This is a genomic window from Streptomyces sp. NPDC043812 (assembly GCF_056436245.1).
Window position 1 is genome coordinate 49,670 of sequence record NZ_JBWKCY010000021.1, and the last position, 16,416, is coordinate 66,085.

Sequence of the window (16,416 nt, forward strand, 5' to 3'; positions counted from 1 at the left end):
TCTCCCCCCCCCCCCCCCCCCCCCACCCCCCCCGCCCCCCCCCCCCCCCCACCCTCCCCCCCCCCCCCCCCCCCCCCCCCCCCCCCCCCCCCCCCCCCCCCCCCCCCGCGGCTCTGCTGTGTCTCTGCTGATGTCCGAGTCCCGCGCAGGGCTGATGTCCGAGTCCCGCGCAGGTGCGCCGTGCCGTGGGCAGTAGCGTCCGCCGCGGCCCACGGCCCCGGCGGACGCGAGGGGTGCGGCTCCGTCAGGGGGTCAGCGGCGGACGAAGCCCGTCCTCGCGCGGATCCGGCCCGCCTGGCGCAGTGTCGCGGATCACCTCTCCCTGGACCACCTTGCCGTCGGGTCGGTGCATCCGTGCCTGCTGGAAGGCGTCGCCCAGGCTTCCGGGCGCGGCGGCACGCATCCGGCGTTCCAGCGAGCGCTCCGTGTACCGACCTAGTCGGGTGCGCACGGGCGGGAGCAGGAGCAGCAGGCCCAGCGCGTCGGAGATCAGGCCCGGCAGCATCAGCAGCAGGCCGCCCAGCATGAGGAAGCCGTTGCCCGTACTGCGGCCCGAGGTTGTGGGGGGCGCCGTCGCACCGCTCTGCTGCTGAAGCGTTTCGGTGAGGTTCGTGAAGGCCCGGCGCCCCGCGCGCTTCATCACCACGGCGCCGAGCACCGCGCCGGCGAGGAGCAGCCCGAACATGGCCGGACCGCCGACCGCGTCCGCGACGACGATCAGCAGCCAGATCTCCAGGACCAGCCACGCGGCCGTGCCGAGAGCCGTGAAGGAGCGGGCGCGCGAGCGCCGGGGAGCGGTCGGGTTCGGTGCACCGGTCGTCATGCCACCAGTGTGCCTGGGCGTTCGAGGAAGCGGCGTAAAGGGTGGATCAGAACGCTCGGGGCTTGCGGCCGAGCAGTCGGTTCGCCCGGCCGCCCACGCCCCACGCAGTGACCCGCCACAGCGCCTCGACGACGATGTCCCGGTTCATCTTGGAGTCGCCCAGCTCGCGTTCGACGAAGGTGATCGGCACCTCGACGACATGGAAGCCGGCGGCGATCGCCCGGCGGGCGAGGTCGACCTGGAAGCAGTAGCCCTGCGAGGCGACGTCGGAGAGGCCCAGCCCTTCGAGCGTCCCGGCGCGGAAGGCGCGGAAGCCGCCGGTCATGTCACGGATGGGCACACCGAGGAGCACACGGGAGTAGGTACTGCCGCCGCGGGACAGGAACTCCCGGTGCTTGGGCCAGTTGACGACACGGCCACCGGGGACCCACCGGGAGCCGAGCACCAGATCGGCGCCCTTGAGGGCGGTCAGCAGCCGGGGCAGCTCCTCGGGCTGGTGGGAGCCGTCGGCGTCCATCTCGACGAGCACGCCGTAGTCGCGCTCGATGCCCCAGCCGAAGCCCGCGAGGTAGGCGGCGCCGAGCCCTTCCTTGCCCTTGCGGTGCAGGACGTGCACCTGTTCGTCGGTGGCAGCGAGCTCGTCGGCGAACTTTCCCGTGCCGTCGGGGCTGTTGTCGTCGGCGACGAGCACGTCCGCGTCGGGGACGGCGGCACGCACGCGCGAGACGATCGACTTGATGTTCTCGGCCTCGTTGTAGGTCGGGATGATTACCAAGGCCTTGCCGAGCGGGCCGTACCGCCTCCCCTGGGATCCACCATGGGGAACCGCACCACCGTCGTTCACTGCTGCCCCTTAAAGTCCGTACGCAGAGCCCCACCATAGCGAGCGAGCGGAGGACGCCGAACGGTGGCGGTTGGATCAGCGCGGGCAGGGGCCGGAGGAGCGGCGCAGGAGGCGTGCCGGTCGGCGAAGTACCGCGGGAGCAGGGACGACGAATCGGACCCGGCGTCCTTCGGGCCGACCTGGGGCCCGCTGGCTGCGGGTCGACCGAGAGCCGTTGTCTACTGAACGCCGGGCCCCACCCGGGTCACACCTGCCGACCGGCTGAACCTTCCCTCTGCCCCCGAGGCGCGGGCGCTGAATCTGGCTCCCAGTGGTGGTGCGCCGGTGCGGCGTACCACCCCATGACCCAGCGGCGTTCGACGACTGCGTGGTAGGTGCCGGTCGGACGTCCTGTGGTGGACTCGGCCGAACCTACCGGCCGGTGGGCGCTCGCTGTCAACAGTCGTGCGACCAGCGAGAATCGGCCGAATCACCAGGTCAGAGGGGAAGATCCGCAGGTCGTGGCCGAGCGGTGCAGGCATCGATCGGCGGTACGAAATGTCCGTACGTCACCCGTTCGGTCCCGCGAAGACGGTGTGGCCGAAGACCACCGTTCGCAGGCAGACCGGCAGCTCGTTGCCGGGGGTGAGGTCCGGCAGGCCGGGGGTACCGGAGCGCGGGTCGGTGGACCAGCGGGCCACCCGGTCGTCGGGCGCCTGAACGACCAGTTCGCCGGTGCGCCACACCGCGTAGTCCGCCGGCGCTCCCGGTACCAGAACACCGGCGTCGTCCCGGCCGATGGCCCGCCAGCCGCCGCGTGTGTGGGCGGTGAAGGCGGCCCGGGCGGACACACGGTGCTCGGGGGTGCGGTGGAAGGCGGCGGCACGGACGGTGCCCCACGGGTCGAGCGGGGTCACAGGGCTGTCGGAGCCGAACGCCAGCGGTACCCCGGCACGCAGCAGCGCGGCGTACGGGTTCAGGGTGCGGGCGCGCTCGGCGCCGAGGCGCTGGGCGTACATGCCCGTCTCGCCGCCCCAGGCCGCGTCGAAGGCCGGCTGGACGGAGGCCGTGAGGCCGAACTCCGCGAAGGCAGCGATCGTTTCGGGCGTGAGCATCTCGGCATGCTCGACGCGGTGGCGAGCGGCCCGGACACGGGCCAGGCCCAGCTTGTCCGCCGCTGCCCGGACACCGTCGACGACGGCCGTGAGGGCCGCGTCGCCGATGGCGTGGAACCCGGCCTGCAGTCCGGCCTCGGTGCAGGCCACGACATGGGAGGCGATCGCGGCGGCGTCGAGGTGGCCGTTGCCGGTGTGACCGGCGTCTGCGTACGGCTCGTGGAGGCACGCGGTGTGGGAGCCGAGGGAACCGTCGGCGAACAGGTCGCCGGCGGCGCCCAGGGCGCCGAGGGCGAGGGCGCGCTCGACGTCACGGTCGGCCCAGTAGCCGACGACGCGCGGCCCCGGCTCTTCCCGCGCCAGCCGCAGCAGGCCGGTGAAGTCGTCCTCGGAGGAGATGTCGGGGCCGCCGCACTCGTGGACCGTGCCGATGCCGAGCGAAGCGGCGTGCCGAAGCGCGGCGCGCTGGGCCTCGTTGCGTTGCTGAGGCGACAGTGCGGCGTAGGCGGCGGCGCGTACGGCGTGGTGGGCGTCGCCGGTCAGTGGTTCACCGTCCCGGAAGCCGGCCAGCGAGCCGATGCCCGGGACGAGGTCGAGCAGGGCGGTGGTGACGACGGCGGAGTGGACGTCGATACGGGTCAGATAGAGAGGACGGCCGCCGGTCAGCTCGTCGAGTTCGTCCCGGCGCGGCGCCCGCGCCTCGGGCCAGCGGGAGGCGTCCCAGCCGTGTCCGATCAGGATGCGGTCGCCGGGGCGATCGGCCGCGTACCGGCGCACGAGCGCTGCCGCCTCGGCCAGGGAGGCGGCGCTGGACAGGTCGAGGCCGGTGAGGGCGAGACCGGTCGCGGTGGTGTGGATGTGCGCGTCGGTGAACGCGGGGGTGACCAGCGCGCCTTCGAGGTCCACGACCTCGTCGACACCGGAGGCGAACGCGTCGGCGGCGCCTTCGGAGCCGACCCAGGCGACATGACCCTTCTCGACGACCATCGCGGTGGCGAAGGGGTCGGCGGGGCTGTGGACTTCTCCACCGCGCAGCAGCACGGTGCGGTGTTCGCTCTGGGGGGCGGTGCGCTCGGTCATGGGACCAAGACTAGATACGCGGCGGGCGGGCCTCGTACGGGGTCGACAGCACGACGGTCGTGCGGGTGGAGACGCCGGACAGGGAGCGGATGCGGGTGAGCAGGTGCTCCAGCTCCAGCGGGGTGGCGACGCGTGCCTTGAGGATGTAGTTCTCGTCCCCGGCGACGCTGTGGCATGCCTCGATCTCGGGCACACCCGAGAGCCGCTCGGCGATGTCGTCGGGGGCGCTGGGGTCGAACGGTTTCACCGAGATGAAGGCAGTGAGCGGCAGGCCCACGGCTTCGGGGTCGACGACGGCGGCATAGCCGCGGATGACGCCCCGCTGCTCCAGGCGACGGACGCGCTGATGCACCGCCGAGGTGGACAGGCCGGTGGCCTTGCCCAGGTCGGTGTAGCTCATCCGCCCGTCCTTGACGAGCAAATCCACGATCTGACGATCCAGCTCCTCCATGCGGATCAACCTATTGCCCCGGGCACCTTCCGGCACAGTCCGAGGAGGCGCGGAGTGGCACCTGCGGAGGGCATGTGACGAACACCACAGGTTTGGGCAAGGGTCCGCCGTGACCCCACGGTTACCTCCCCGGCGCGATGGGAATTGCTTGCTGTGGTCGAGGCCACAAGCGCCTGGTCGGCCCATCCGAGGGGGAGATTCTCCATGCAGAACGTTGTGAACGACGGCCGTACCGAACTGGAGCCCGTCGATTCGGCCGAACCGGCCGACGGCAACGAGTTCGACACGTACGACACGTTCGAGATGTACCGGGTCATCTGCCCGGACTGCGCCCAGCCGATCGCTCTCCTCGCGGACGAGAACGTTCTGCCGGAGCATGCGCTGTGCCCCACCCCGTGGAACCCCTTCGGGCTGACCGTGTGCGCGGGCACGGGCCGGCCGGCCGGTGACGCACATGCCGCCGACGAGTCCCTCGATCTGCAGGAGCAGGACACGGCCCTGCTGTTGACGCTCCCCCAGGGTCTGGACTGGCGCACACAGCCCTTCTCCCATGTGGGCGGACCGGGCTCGCGGCCGCTGAAGGTCCCGCCGATGCGCCGGGCCGCCTGACCTCACTCCCTGGCCGGGCGCGGACCGCGAAGGGTCGCGGCCCGCGCACGTGCCCGCCCAGGAGCTTCGGTCACCGGACGTCCACGCGATGATCGCGCGCAGTGGCGGGGCGCGTAGCCCTTGGACTGGCGCGCGAATTCGCGCAGCGGTAACCCGCGCAGGGGGCCGGGCGTTGGCCCGGCATGAACCTGTCGTACTCATCGAGCGCGTCGTACGCTCCGAGCGCACGAGGTCGGCGGCGCCTCGTCATGCCCGTCGTTGCAGAATCGGTTCCCCATCCGGCCGATCCGCCCATCTACCGCGAGATGCTCCGCCTGTGGGCGAGCAGCGGGCGGACCCTGCCGGGGCACCGGGATCCCGAGTGGAGCAGGCTCGCGGCGCCCCTGGTGTGGGAGGGGCGGGTCAGCGCGTCTCGGGCCCGGCCAGGTGACGGGCGATGACCATGCGCTGGATCTGGTTGGTGCCCTCGACGATCTGCAGCACCTTGGCCTCGCGCATGTAACGCTCGACCGGGAAGTCCTGCGTGTAGCCGTAGCCGCCGAGTACCTGGACGGCGTCCGTGGTGACGCTCATCGCCGCATCGGTGCAGAACAGCTTCGCCATCGCAGCCTGCCGGGAGAACGGGCGTCCCGCGTCGCGCAGCCGGGCGGCGGAGAGATAGAGCGCGCGCCCCGCCTCGATCCGGGTCGCCATGTCGGCGAGCATGAAGCGCAGTCCCTGGAAGTCGGCGATCGGGCGGCCGAACTGCGTGCGTCCCGTGGCGTATTCGACCGCGCTGTCGAGCGCCGCCTGGGCGACGCCGACGGCACATGCGGCGATGCCGAGGCGTCCGGAGTCCAGTGCGGACAGGGCGATGGCGAAGCCCTGCCCTTCGTCGCCGATACGGCGGGCGTCGGGGATCCGTACGCCGTCGAAGTGCAGCTGGGCGGTGGGCGATCCCTTCATGCCCATCTTCTTCTCCGGCAGCGCGGCGCCCAGGCCTGCCGCGTCGCCCGGGACCAGGAAAGCGGTGATGCCGCGGGCGCCTTCGCCGCCCGTACGGGCGAGGACGGTGCAGAAGTCGGCGACGCCGCCGTGCGTGATCCATGCCTTCGTGCCGTTGATGACCCAGTCGTCGCCGTCCCGCACGGCCTTCGTGCGCAGCGAGGCGGCGTCCGACCCGGACGCGGGCTCGGAGAGGCAGTAGGCGCCGAGCAGACCGCCGCCGAGCATGGCGGGCAGGTGCTCGGTGCGCTGCTCCTTGGTGCCGTAGCCGGCGAGGGCGTGGCAGGCGAGCGAGTGGACGCTGACACCGAGGCCCACGGTGAGGCGGGCAGCGGCGAGCTCCTCGAGCACCTGGAGGTAGACCTCGTAGGGCTGGTCGCCGCCGCCGTAGGCGGAGTCGTACGGCAGACCGAGCAGCCCGGACTCGGAGAGCAGGGAGAAGATCTCGCGCGGGAAGTGCCCGGCCTCCTCCTCCTCGGCCGCGCGGGGAGCGATCTCCCGCTGGGCGATGTCGCGGACCAGGGCGATCAGATCCCTGGCCTCCTCGGTGGGCAGCTCACGGTCCACCGGCTGCGGGGCGCGGTCGGGCATTACGGCGCTCTCCTCCCTGTCGGGCGCTGCGGCGGTCGCGCGCGCAGGGTGTTGGGCGCGCCGCCGGTTGTACTGCCAGGCCGATGCTGCCCTTCCGGATCACGAAAGAGGCTGGTTGGCGGCTGTGGCGCGTTGAGTATGCCCGATCGGCGGGTTTCCGTCACGGGGTGCCCCGGAGCGCCCGGAGGGACCGCGGGAGGGTGCCGGGAGTTCGTGGAACTTGGTCCGAACCATTGACCAACTGGTCTAGTCCTTCTACCGTTTTCCGGCAAACGCGTGATCGCGTTCATGCCAACCCATCGATCGACGGTCGACGCGCTCCCCCCACTCGCTCTCCCTCCCCACGAGGAGATCCGAATGCTCGCACCCTTCCGTCCCCGCGCCCGCCTCGGGGCGCTCGTCGCAGCGGCCTGTACCGCCGCGCTCGGCGCGACCCTGCTCACCGGCATCGGCTCCGCTGCCGGGGCCTCCGACGACGCCGGCCCCACGGCGAAGACCGCGGCCGCCCCCACCGCCGCAGGCAACAAGGTGATCGGCTACTTCACCGAATGGGGCGTCTACGACCGCAATTACCACGTCAAGAACATCGAGACGTCCGGCTCCGCCGGCAAGCTCACGCACATCAACTACGCGTTCGGCAATGTCACCGGAGGCAAGTGCGCCGTCGGCGACGCGTTCGCGGACTACGAGAAGAGCTACACCGCCGACCAGAGCGTCGACGGCGTCGCCGACACCTGGGACCAGCCGCTGCGCGGCAGCTTCAACCAGCTGCGCAAGCTGAAGAAGCTGCACCCCGACCTCAAGGTGCTGTGGTCGTTCGGCGGCTGGACCTGGTCCGGTGGCTTCGGCCAGGCCGCGGCGAACCCGGCCGCCTTCGCCCAGTCCTGCTACGACCTGGTCGAGGACCCGCGCTGGGCAGATGTCTTCGACGGCATCGACATCGACTGGGAGTACCCCAACGCCTGCGGACTGAGCTGCGACACCAGCGGCCGTGACTCGTTCAAGAACGTGATGTCGGCCCTGCGTGCCAAGTTCGGCACGAGCAACCTGGTCACCGCGGCCATCACGGCCGACGCCACCGACGGCGGCAAGATCGACGCCGCCGACTACGCCGGCGCCGCCCAGTACGTCGACTGGTACAACCCGATGACGTACGACTTCTTCGGCGCCTGGGCCGCCCAGGGCCCCACCGCCCCGCACTCACCGCTCACGTCCTACCAGGGCATACCGCAGGAGGGCTTCCACTCCGATGCCGCGATCAAGAAGCTCAAGGGCCTGGGCATCCCGTCCGACAAGCTGCTGCTCGGCATCGGCTTCTACGGGCGCGGCTGGACGGGTGTGACGCAGAAGGAGCCGGGCGGCACGGCGACCGGACCGGCTCCGGGCAAGTACGAGCAGGGCATCGACGACTACAAGGAGCTCAAGGCGAAGTGCCCGGCGAACGGGACCGTGGCAGGGACGGCGTACGCGCACTGCGGCAACCAGTGGTGGAGCTACGACACCCCGGCGACGATCGCAGGAAAGATGAACTACAAGAACCAGGAGGGCCTCGGCGGCACGTTCTTCTGGGAGCTCAGCGGCGACACCGCGAACGGTGAGCTGATCAAGGCAATCAACTAGGCCCCGTCCGGGCCTGGGAACCCGCGAAAATGTGCTGGGGCGGGCGGCCGGTCGGCCGCCCGCCCCGGTGCCTGTCTCCGCCCGGTTCAGACCGGTACCGGTTCGCGGGCGGACGACGGTTCCGGGCAGCTCGGTTCGAACTCGGCGATCGTGTGCAGCGTCGCGCGCAGCAGTCGCACCAGCAGCGCGCACACCGTCTCGCGCGCAGGCTCCTGATCCGTCAGCCAGTCGAGCGTGACCTGCTCGACGCTGCTCAGCCAGCCCAGCAGCGCAAGTCTGGCCAGATCGGGGATCTCGCGCCGCCCGTACGCGCCTTCGGCGATCGTGGCGATCAGCTCGTCGCGGACCGCGTCGCGGATGGACTGCACCTGGGTGTCGCAGCCGACGCCGCCGGTCACGATGGTGCGAAAGGCGCCCTGATGGGTCTGGGCGTAGTGCAGATAGCCGTCCACGGTCCGCTGCACGCGCTCCGTGCGCGGCAGGTCGCGGTCCCCCGATGCGCGGGAGACCAGCTCCGTCACCGAGTCCTCGATGACGGCGAGGTAGTAGCCGCGTTTGCTCTTGAAGTAGTAGTAGATGAGCCCTTTGGCGATGCCTGCGTGCCGGGCGATGTCGTCGACGGACAAGGCGTCGTACGAGGTGTCGGCGAACAACTTCCGGCCGGTGGCGATGAGTTCGGAGCGTCGCTGCTGCGAGCGCCCGGACCCGCCGTGCTCTTGACTGCTGCTCACGATGATCCCTGGTCTCCGAGGATTTTCGATGCCACAGGGTCGTTCAGGAGTGACGCAGTATGTCAGAGCCTGTCGGCAGGGGGACCGGGCCCTGACAGGTGCTCTACAGAAGCCCGAGCTGGGTGATCAGCATGGAGAGAACGACGACGAGGGTCCAGCCGAGGATGTGCTCCAGGACGGAGGACTCGTCGTCCGGGCCCCCGGTGCGGGTGGCCGGGCGGGCCCGGTCGGCGGTGGCCGCGGCGGCGGTCGAAGTCATGGTGATCTCGTTCGGTCGGCAGCAGATGGTCGTCCCCCGGTGCTCACCACAGTGCCAGCGATACCGGGCCGCGGGGTAGAGACGTTCGTCACTGCCCCGCGGCCGGTCGGCCGCTTCAGTGGATCCCGACCGCCGCCAGGGCCCGGCGCTGGGCGGGCGTGGGGTGGGCCGGCCAGTACAGGTAGCAGACGCCGCCTGTGCCCGAGACCACCTTGCCGGTCGCGTTGTAGCGCTTGGTGCGCAGCCAGATCTTCTCCCACTCGGCGCGCTGGTACACGCGCCGGACCGCCGCGTTGCTCGGCGAAGCCGGGTCGTTGGCGATCACATCACCGTCCGCGGTGAAGCCGATGACGGTCATCAGGTGCCCCGAGGTCCCGTACCCCGCCCCGGTCAGTTCCTCCTTCAGGAACGACTGCGACGTTATGGCGGGGACACCGGCCCGGATCAGTGTCTCGAGGTCGGTGAGGGACGAGAGCCGTGTGACCACGGCACTCATGTCGCGATAGCCGGCTGCGTACGCGGCATTGAACGGCCAGTTCCCGCAGCCCTCGTACTGGTGGTCGTAGGTGGAGCGGGCCGCGTGGCAGACCTGCGGGTCCTCGAAGTCCGGATCGACCCATGCGAGGTCCGCGGCGCCGGGCCTCCGCCCCCAGTACTCGATGATCATCTGCGAGGACGTGGGGCTGCACCAGGCCTCGCCGCCGTTGTCGTACTCGGGGTACTGGCCCACATGCGTGTTCTGCGAGTAGCGCGGCACCACGAGCTCACGGGCGAGGCCCGGCCGCGAGGCCGGGACCTCGAAGCGGTCCGGGATGTCGGACGCCATCGCGCCGAGCCGCCAGACGGTCGGCGTGAGCCGGGTACCGGGCTTGCGGTACAGGGTGAGCCGCAGTCGGTACGACGTGAGCCGCAGACCGCTCGCGGCGTCGTCTACGGAGAAGGTGTCGGTCCAGATGCTCGCCTTGCCGTCGCTCTGGTCGTCCACCGAGGCGCGCCGGATGTCGGCGTCACCCGCCGCCCAGCGCCCCATGACGAACCACGGCGTGTCCTTGCCGTCGGAGTACGTGCCGCGCAGCTCGACCTGCAGCCACGTGCCGGCCGGGGTGTTCGCGTTCCAGGAGGCGATCACCTCGGTGGCCGGCACCGTGGAGCGGTGCACCGGCGAGGTCCAGGTCGCGTACTCCCAGCTCGCCGTGCGCCCGGTGTGCGGGTCGGTGTAATCGAGCGTGCCGACGGGCCTCGCGATCACCACGCCCGGTCGCCGGCCCGCCACCGCCTCGGTACCGGCCAGCTCGCCGCGGCGCCAGTCGGTGTGGGTGGACCAGAAGTGGTTGTCGATCTGCCGGGGCGGGGCGGCGGCCCGGTCGGCGGCGGATCCCGCCGCGGCCGCGGGGTCCGCCGCCGCCGGAGCGGTCGCGGAGGACAGGGCTCCGGCACTCGCGGCCGCCGCGACAGCGGCGCCGAGAACGGTTCTGCGCGAAGTAGGTCTGGCCATGGGACCCCCAAGTCGTATGCGCAACAGTGGGGGCAACTATCCCGGCTGCGGACAGCATTCTGCCAGCTTCCGGAGCCGCGTCGGCCGACCAATATTGGTCTGGTCCACTGGAGTGACCTGCAGGGTCGCCGGATCCGGCAGCGGCTTCGACCTACGCTTGCCCCCATGAACGACCTCGCCCCGCTCGCCGCCGCCCTGCGCGCGCTGCCCCCTTCCTGCGGTCCGGCGCGGCTCATCGCGGTGGACGGTCACGCCGGTTCGGGCAAGAGCACGTTCACGGCGCATCTCGCGGCAGCCGTCGGTGAGGACGGGGGCGAGAGCGTACCGGTGCTGCATCTGGACGATCTGGCCTCGCACGAGGAGCTTTTCGCGTGGACGGGCCGGATGCTCGACGAGGTGATCGATCCGCTGTCGCAGGGCCGGACGGCGCTCTATCACCCATACGACTGGAATCTGCGGCGCTTTCTCGAACCGCGCCCCCTGCCCGTGGCACCCGTCGTGCTCATCGAGGGTGTCGGCGCCGGCAGGCGGGCGCTGCGCCCCCATCTGGCCGCCGTGCTGTGGATGGACCGGGGCGCGGAGGACTCCTGGTCACGCGGCAGGCAGCGGGACGGAGCGTCCCTGACCGCGTTCTGGGACGGCTGGACGGCGGCGGAGTCACGCCATTTCTCCACGGACCCGTCCCGTCCGCACGCCGACGCCCTGGTGCGGGAGTGCCGGGAGGGATACGAGTGGCTGCCGTTGCCTGGTGGGGCGGCACGTTTGCACCCTGCCATTACGGACGGTGATCAGTCGCCTCCGCCATACTGAACAGTCGGAATTGCGACTCAAGAGTGCCTCAACTCTGCTTGACCGACGAGCCTTACAGGTCTTACGTTCAATGTGCGGCTTTCCGGAGCCGCCCGCAGATGCGAAGCCCCCGGTTGTTCCCCCGTGATCGGGGGCTTCGTTCTGCCCTCCCTCTCGCCCGTTCCGGCACTATTCGGACACAGCAGATCACCCTGGGTCACCGCTGCCGGGCCGCCAAGGCGCTCTTAGCGCAGCCCCCGTGCGCAGGTACGATGCACCCCGGTGGGCTCAATTCCCGTCCGCGGCATGGTCGTTGCGTACGCTGCCGGTGGGCGCCCCCCATGCGCGACAACACTGGTGCACGGTTTGTGGGGGGAGTGTGGGGGACCCTATGGACGACGGCACGCAGGGCGCACGGACTCCGGCCGAGCTCGCCTGGTTGCGTGGCGTGGACGCCTGCACGATGGGTGCCTATCCGCAGGCGGAGGAGGAGTTCCGCGCCGCCGTGCGGCTCGACCCCGGGATGGCCGACGCCTGGCTGGGACTGCACGCGCTGCGCGTCGACACCACCACCGCTCTGCTGCGGATGTACCGCAACCGCGAGCGCTTCGGCGAGCAGCGCGCCCGTCACCGCCGCACGCTCAACTCCTGGTACTGGCTGGGCTGGTGGGTCCAGCCACTGCTCGAGAGCCCCCGCGATCTGCTGCTGGCGCACGCCTCCCACTGGCTCGACGGCCGCCATGTGGCCGAGCTCGACCGGGCACTCGCCGGGCTGCCGCCGGTCGACACCGATCCCCATGTGCGCTTCCTGCACGCGTGCCGGGCCTATCTGGTCAAGGACTGGGAGCAGCTCGTGCGCCACACCGAGCCGCTGGTCGACGATCCGATGCTGGGCATCGAGGCCGGCCTGTTCGGCGGGATGGCCCGCGTGCGCATGGAGATGTTCGGACAGGCGGAACCGATGCTGTCCGCCGCCCTGATGCGGTGCCGCAGCGAGCAGCCTCAGCGCAAGGAGCTGCGGTACTGGCTGGCGCGGGCGCACGAGGGCACGGGACGGAGCGCGGCCGCACTGCCGCTGTACCGCGCGGTGCAGCGGATCGACCCGGCGTTCATGGACACTTCGGCCCGGCTCGCGGCGATCGCGGACTACGACGGCATCGACGGTGTCGACGCCTACGACGAGTCGGCCGGCCTGGCCGCCGTTTCGCTCGCCGGCTACGGAGCGGACGCGGCGGACACCCAGTCCGACGGTGACGGACCCGTGGCGACCGAACGCCTCGGCGGCGACCCCTCCGGTCAGCTGCCCGGCGCCGTTCCGGCCGTGCCGGCCGAAGGCTTACTGCACCGGACCGCCATGCCGCGGCAGGCCACTCCCCCACAGTTCCCCGCGGGTCCCAGCGATCCCGTGCTGCTCGCCCAGGCTCTGGCGGAGCTGGAGCGCATGGTGGGTCTGGAGCCGGTGAAGCGGCAGGTCAAGGCGTTGTCGGCACAGCTGGAAATGGCCCGGCTGCGGGCAGGTCAAGGGCTGCCCGTCCAGCCGCCCAAGCGGCATTTCGTCTTCTCCGGCCCTTCCGGCACCGGCAAGACCACGGTGGCCCGCATCCTCGGCCGCGTCTTCTACGCGCTCGGTCTGCTGGGCGGCGACCATCTCGTGGAGGCGCAGCGGGCGGATCTGGTGGGCGAGTTCCTCGGCCAGACCGCGGTGAAGGCCAATGAGCTGATCGACTCGGCGCTGGGCGGGGTGCTCTTCGTCGACGAGGCGTACAGCCTCTCCAACTCCGGCTACAGCAAGGGCGACGCATACGGCGACGAGGCCCTGCAGGTGCTGCTGAAGCGTGCCGAGGACAACCGTGACCACCTCGTCGTGATCCTCGCGGGCTACCCGGAAGGGATGGACCGACTTCTCGCCACCAACCCGGGGCTCTCGTCGCGGTTCACCACGCGTGTCGACTTCCCCTCCTACCGCCCGCTCGAACTGACCGCGATCGGCGGCGTGCTGGCCGCCGAGAACGGCGACGCGTGGGACGAGGAGGCACGCGACGAGCTCCGTTCGATCAGCGGGCACGTCGTCGACCAGGGGTGGATCGACGAACTGGGCAACGGCCGCTTCCTGCGCACCCTGTACGAGAAGAGCTGCGCGTACCGGGATCTGCGGCTGTCGATGTACCCGGGTACGCCGGGCCGCGAGGACCTGTCGACGCTACGGCTGCCCGATCTGATGCAGGCGTACGGGGAGGTCCTGTCGGGTCGCGGCCCGGTCGGCCGTGACCCGCAGGAACCTCCCCTCGGGTGATGGGGTGGATACCGCCTCGGCCCTGTCCGGGCCTAGGGTCTTTCGTTTGGATCAGGCCGGATCAGTGAGCGGGGCCTGGTGCGTGCGATCGCAAGGCGGAGGAGGGAGGCATGGCGGAGCCATGCCGACCGACGACAACGCAGCGAGCGTGCGTACCAGGGCACGCGAGGCCGGCAAGATCCAAACGAGAGGCCCTAGCTCGCCAGGGCCGTGTCGGCGGCCGTCGCCTTCCTCTGGGACCGCGGCACGGTGATCCGATGGGCCGGGTCGCGGACCTCGCCCACCAGCATCTCCAGCACGTCCTCCAGCGCGACCAGGCCCAGCACCCGCCCCGACGCGTCGGCGACCTGCGCGAGGTGCGTCGCCGCACGGCGCATCACGGTGAGGGCGTCGTCGAGCGGGAGTTCGGCGCGCAGCGTCGCCATGGGCCGCCAGATGTGCTGCGGTACCGCCCGTTCGTCGTCCTCCAGGTCCAGGACGTCCTTGACATGCAGATAGCCCATGAACGGTCCCGGGCCGTCCGCGCACACGGGGAACCGGGAGTAGCCCGTGCGGACCGTCAGTTCCTCCACGTGCCGGGGAGTGACCGACGGGGGCACCGTCACGAGAGCCGACCGGGCGATCATCACTTCGCTGACGGGTCGGCTGCCCAGCTCCAGGGCGTCCTCCAGCCGTTCCTGCTCGGCGGGCTCCAGCAGCCCCGCCTGCCCGGCGTCCTCCACCAGCCGGCCGAGCTGGACGCTGGTGAAGACCGCCTCCACCTCGTCCTTCGGCTCGACGTGGAAGGCCCTGAGCACGAGGGTGGCGCAGGCGCCGAGCCCCCGGGTCACCGGCCGGCAGAGCCGTGCGAAGCCGACCAGGCCGGGGCTGAGCCACAGCGCGGTCTTCTCGGGCGCGGCCATCGCCAGGTTCTTCGGCAGCATCTCGCCGATGACGAGGTGCAGGAAGACGACAACGGCCAGCGCGATGAGGTAGCCGAGGGGGTGGACGAGACCCTCGGGCACGCGGGCCGCGTGGAAGACGGGCTCCAGCAGATGGGCCACGGTCGGTTCCGCGACGGCTCCGAGCGTGAGTGAGCAGATGGTGATGCCGAACTGCGCAGCGGCCATCATCTGCGGCAGGTTCTCCAGCCCGTGCATGACCCGGCGGGCCCGCGAGGAACCCTCGGCGGCAAGCGGTTCGATCTGGCTGCGGCGTACGGAGACGAGTGCGAACTCGGCTCCGACGAAGAAGCCGTTCGCCAGCACCAGCAGCAGGGCGAACAGCAGTTGGAGGACGCTCATCGGGCGGCCTCCGACATGGCCGCGACGTCGGCGGTGCGCACCAGGCGCACCCGCTCGGCCCGGTAACGGTCCACCTGGCGCACGGAGAGCCGCCAACCCGGCAGGTCGGCCCGGTCGCCGGGGGCGGGGATACGGCCCAGCAGATCGGCGACGAGGCCGGCGACGGTCTCGTAGGGGCCGTCGGGCACGTCGAGGCCTATCCGGCGCAGGGTCAGCACACGGCAGCTGCCGTCCGCGTCCCAGGCGGGCCTGCCGTCCTCGGGGGCGACGGGGGCGAGCTCCGGACGGGCGTCGGCCTCGGCGTCGTGCTCGTCACGGACCTCGCCGACGAGTTCCTCGACGATGTCCTCCAGCGTCACCACGCCGGCCGTGCCGCCGTACTCGTCGACGACGACGGCCATGGGCTGCTCGCTGCGCAGGCGTTCGAGCAGCTGCTGCACCGGCAGGGTCTCCGGTACGAGCAGCGGCGCGACGGCGATGCGGGCCACATGGACCCGCTGCCGCTCGATCGCTCTGACGGCGAGTGCGTCCTTCAGATGCACCATGCCGACGATCTCGTCGATGCGGTCCCGGTAGACGGGAAAGCGGGAAAGGCCCGTGGCGCGGGTGAGGTTGAGGACATCGGCTGCGGTGGCGTCCGACTGCAGGGCGCTCACCTTCACACGCGGTGTCATCACGTGCTGTGCCGTGAGGTGTCCGAGGGACAGGGTCCGTACGAACAGGTCGGCCGTGTCCTGTTCCAGCGCACCCGCCTGCGCCGAGTGCCGAGCGAGCGACACCAGCTCACCGGGGGTCCGGGCGGACGCCAGCTCCTCGGCGGGCTCGACGCCGAGGAGCCGTACGAGACGGTTGGCGGCGGCGTTGAGCAGGGTGATGACGGGGCGCAGGACGGCGGAGAACAGGGTCTGCGGCCCCGCGACGAAGCGGGCGACCTGCAACGGCCGTGAGACCGCCCAGTTCTTGGGAACGAGTTCGCCGATCACCATCTGCACCGCGGAGGCGAGCAGCATGCCGATCACGACGGCGACGCCGGGAACCGCGCCGTCGGGCAGTCCGGTCGCCGTCAGCGGCCCGTCGAGAAGCTGGGCGAGCGCCGGTTCGGCGAGCATGCCGACGACGAGGGAGGTGATGGTGATGCCGAGCTGGGTGCCGGACAGCTGGAACGACAGCTCGCGCAGGGCGCCGACGACACGGCGGGCGCGCCGGTCGCCTTCGGCGGCGGCCCGTTCGGCCTCGGCCCGTTCCACCGTGACGAGGCCGAACTCGGCCGCCACGAAGAATCCGTTGGCGAGGATGAGGAGAAATGCCGCGGCGAGCAGCAGAAGCGGGATGATCATGCCGCCGCCTCCTGTGAGGGGGCGGCGCAGGTACTACCGGACGATCCGTCCATTGCCGGAGGGAGTCACTCCTCGGGTCGAAGGAATCCCCGCGGCCGTGCGGCCGGAGGGGCTTGTCCTGTGGATCGCGGCC

The 16,416-nt window shown here is 71.2% G+C and carries 14 protein-coding genes; 4 read left to right on the forward strand and 10 right to left on the reverse strand.

Annotated features, from left to right (window positions below):
• Nucleotides 1-244: 244 nt before the first annotated feature.
• The 4 genes from fxsA to AC067Z_RS27880 all read right to left on the reverse strand — a co-directional run bounded on the left by fxsA (nucleotide 245) and on the right by AC067Z_RS27880 (nucleotide 4,292).
• Entirely contained in the window at nucleotides 245-823 is a 579-nt protein-coding gene (gene fxsA / locus AC067Z_RS27865; protein ID WP_478792371.1) for an FxsA family membrane protein, read from the reverse strand.
• Nucleotides 824-869: 46 nt separating this feature from the next.
• Nucleotides 870-1,667 carry a polyprenol monophosphomannose synthase gene (locus AC067Z_RS27870; protein WP_478792372.1) on the reverse strand — a complete coding sequence of 266 codons (798 nt, stop codon included), beginning with the start codon at nucleotides 1,665-1,667 and terminating at the stop codon, nucleotides 870-872.
• 548 nt (nucleotides 1,668-2,215) lie between these two features.
• Nucleotides 2,216-3,841, reverse strand: a complete 1,626-nt coding sequence (locus tag AC067Z_RS27875) for an amidohydrolase (RefSeq protein WP_478792373.1) — start codon at nucleotides 3,839-3,841, stop codon at nucleotides 2,216-2,218.
• Between the two features lie 10 nt (nucleotides 3,842-3,851).
• A complete protein-coding gene (locus tag AC067Z_RS27880; protein WP_478792374.1) occupies nucleotides 3,852-4,292 on the reverse strand; it encodes an Lrp/AsnC family transcriptional regulator in 441 nt (146 codons plus the stop codon).
• Between the two features lie 204 nt (nucleotides 4,293-4,496).
• On the opposite strand from AC067Z_RS27880, the gene AC067Z_RS27885 reads away from it, so the two are divergent.
• Entirely contained in the window at nucleotides 4,497-4,901 is a 405-nt protein-coding gene (locus AC067Z_RS27885; protein WP_478792375.1) for a hypothetical protein, read from the forward strand.
• A gap of 402 nt (nucleotides 4,902-5,303) precedes the next feature.
• Here the strand turns inward: AC067Z_RS27885 and AC067Z_RS27890 are convergent, their stop codons facing one another.
• Nucleotides 5,304-6,476 carry an acyl-CoA dehydrogenase family protein gene (locus AC067Z_RS27890; RefSeq protein WP_478792376.1) on the reverse strand — a complete coding sequence of 391 codons (1,173 nt, stop codon included), beginning with the start codon at nucleotides 6,474-6,476 and terminating at the stop codon, nucleotides 5,304-5,306.
• 357 nt (nucleotides 6,477-6,833) lie between these two features.
• Between AC067Z_RS27890 and AC067Z_RS27895 the strand changes: the two genes are divergently transcribed.
• The gene (locus AC067Z_RS27895) at nucleotides 6,834-8,096 is read left to right on the forward strand and encodes a glycoside hydrolase family 18 protein (protein ID WP_478792377.1); all 1,263 of its coding nucleotides are present in this window, start codon (nucleotides 6,834-6,836) and stop codon (nucleotides 8,094-8,096) included.
• An 86-nt stretch (nucleotides 8,097-8,182) separates the two neighbouring features.
• Here the strand turns inward: AC067Z_RS27895 and AC067Z_RS27900 are convergent, their stop codons facing one another.
• The 3 genes from AC067Z_RS27900 to AC067Z_RS27910 all read right to left on the reverse strand — a co-directional run bounded on the left by AC067Z_RS27900 (nucleotide 8,183) and on the right by AC067Z_RS27910 (nucleotide 10,581).
• On the reverse strand, nucleotides 8,183-8,827 hold the full coding sequence (locus AC067Z_RS27900; RefSeq protein ID WP_478792378.1) for a TetR/AcrR family transcriptional regulator: 645 nt from the start codon (nucleotides 8,825-8,827) through the stop codon (nucleotides 8,183-8,185).
• A 103-nt stretch (nucleotides 8,828-8,930) separates the two neighbouring features.
• Nucleotides 8,931-9,086, reverse strand: a complete 156-nt coding sequence (locus tag AC067Z_RS27905) for an SCO1431 family membrane protein (protein WP_478792379.1) — start codon at nucleotides 9,084-9,086, stop codon at nucleotides 8,931-8,933.
• Between the two features lie 115 nt (nucleotides 9,087-9,201).
• The gene (locus AC067Z_RS27910) at nucleotides 9,202-10,581 is read right to left on the reverse strand and encodes a peptidase C39 family protein (protein WP_478792380.1); all 1,380 of its coding nucleotides are present in this window, start codon (nucleotides 10,579-10,581) and stop codon (nucleotides 9,202-9,204) included.
• A gap of 165 nt (nucleotides 10,582-10,746) precedes the next feature.
• Between AC067Z_RS27910 and AC067Z_RS27915 the strand changes: the two genes are divergently transcribed.
• Nucleotides 10,747-11,391 (forward strand): uridine kinase family protein, encoded by a 645-nt coding sequence (locus AC067Z_RS27915; RefSeq protein WP_478792381.1) that lies wholly within the window; start codon nucleotides 10,747-10,749, stop codon nucleotides 11,389-11,391.
• A 370-nt stretch (nucleotides 11,392-11,761) separates the two neighbouring features.
• Nucleotides 11,762-13,663 carry an AAA family ATPase gene (locus tag AC067Z_RS27920; protein ID WP_478792382.1) on the forward strand — a complete coding sequence of 634 codons (1,902 nt, stop codon included), beginning with the start codon at nucleotides 11,762-11,764 and terminating at the stop codon, nucleotides 13,661-13,663.
• A 194-nt stretch (nucleotides 13,664-13,857) separates the two neighbouring features.
• Here the strand turns inward: AC067Z_RS27920 and AC067Z_RS27925 are convergent, their stop codons facing one another.
• Together AC067Z_RS27925 and AC067Z_RS27930 are read right to left on the reverse strand one after the other, a co-directional pair.
• Complete coding sequence (locus AC067Z_RS27925; RefSeq protein WP_478792383.1) at nucleotides 13,858-14,946, reverse strand: hemolysin family protein; 1,089 nt, start codon at nucleotides 14,944-14,946, stop codon at nucleotides 13,858-13,860.
• Nucleotides 14,943-16,283, reverse strand: coding sequence for a hemolysin family protein (locus tag AC067Z_RS27930; RefSeq protein WP_478792384.1), 1,341 nt, complete (start codon nucleotides 16,281-16,283; stop codon nucleotides 14,943-14,945). Before AC067Z_RS27930 ends, AC067Z_RS27925 begins: the two co-directional genes overlap by 4 nt.
• Between the last annotated feature and the right edge of the window lie 133 nt (nucleotides 16,284-16,416).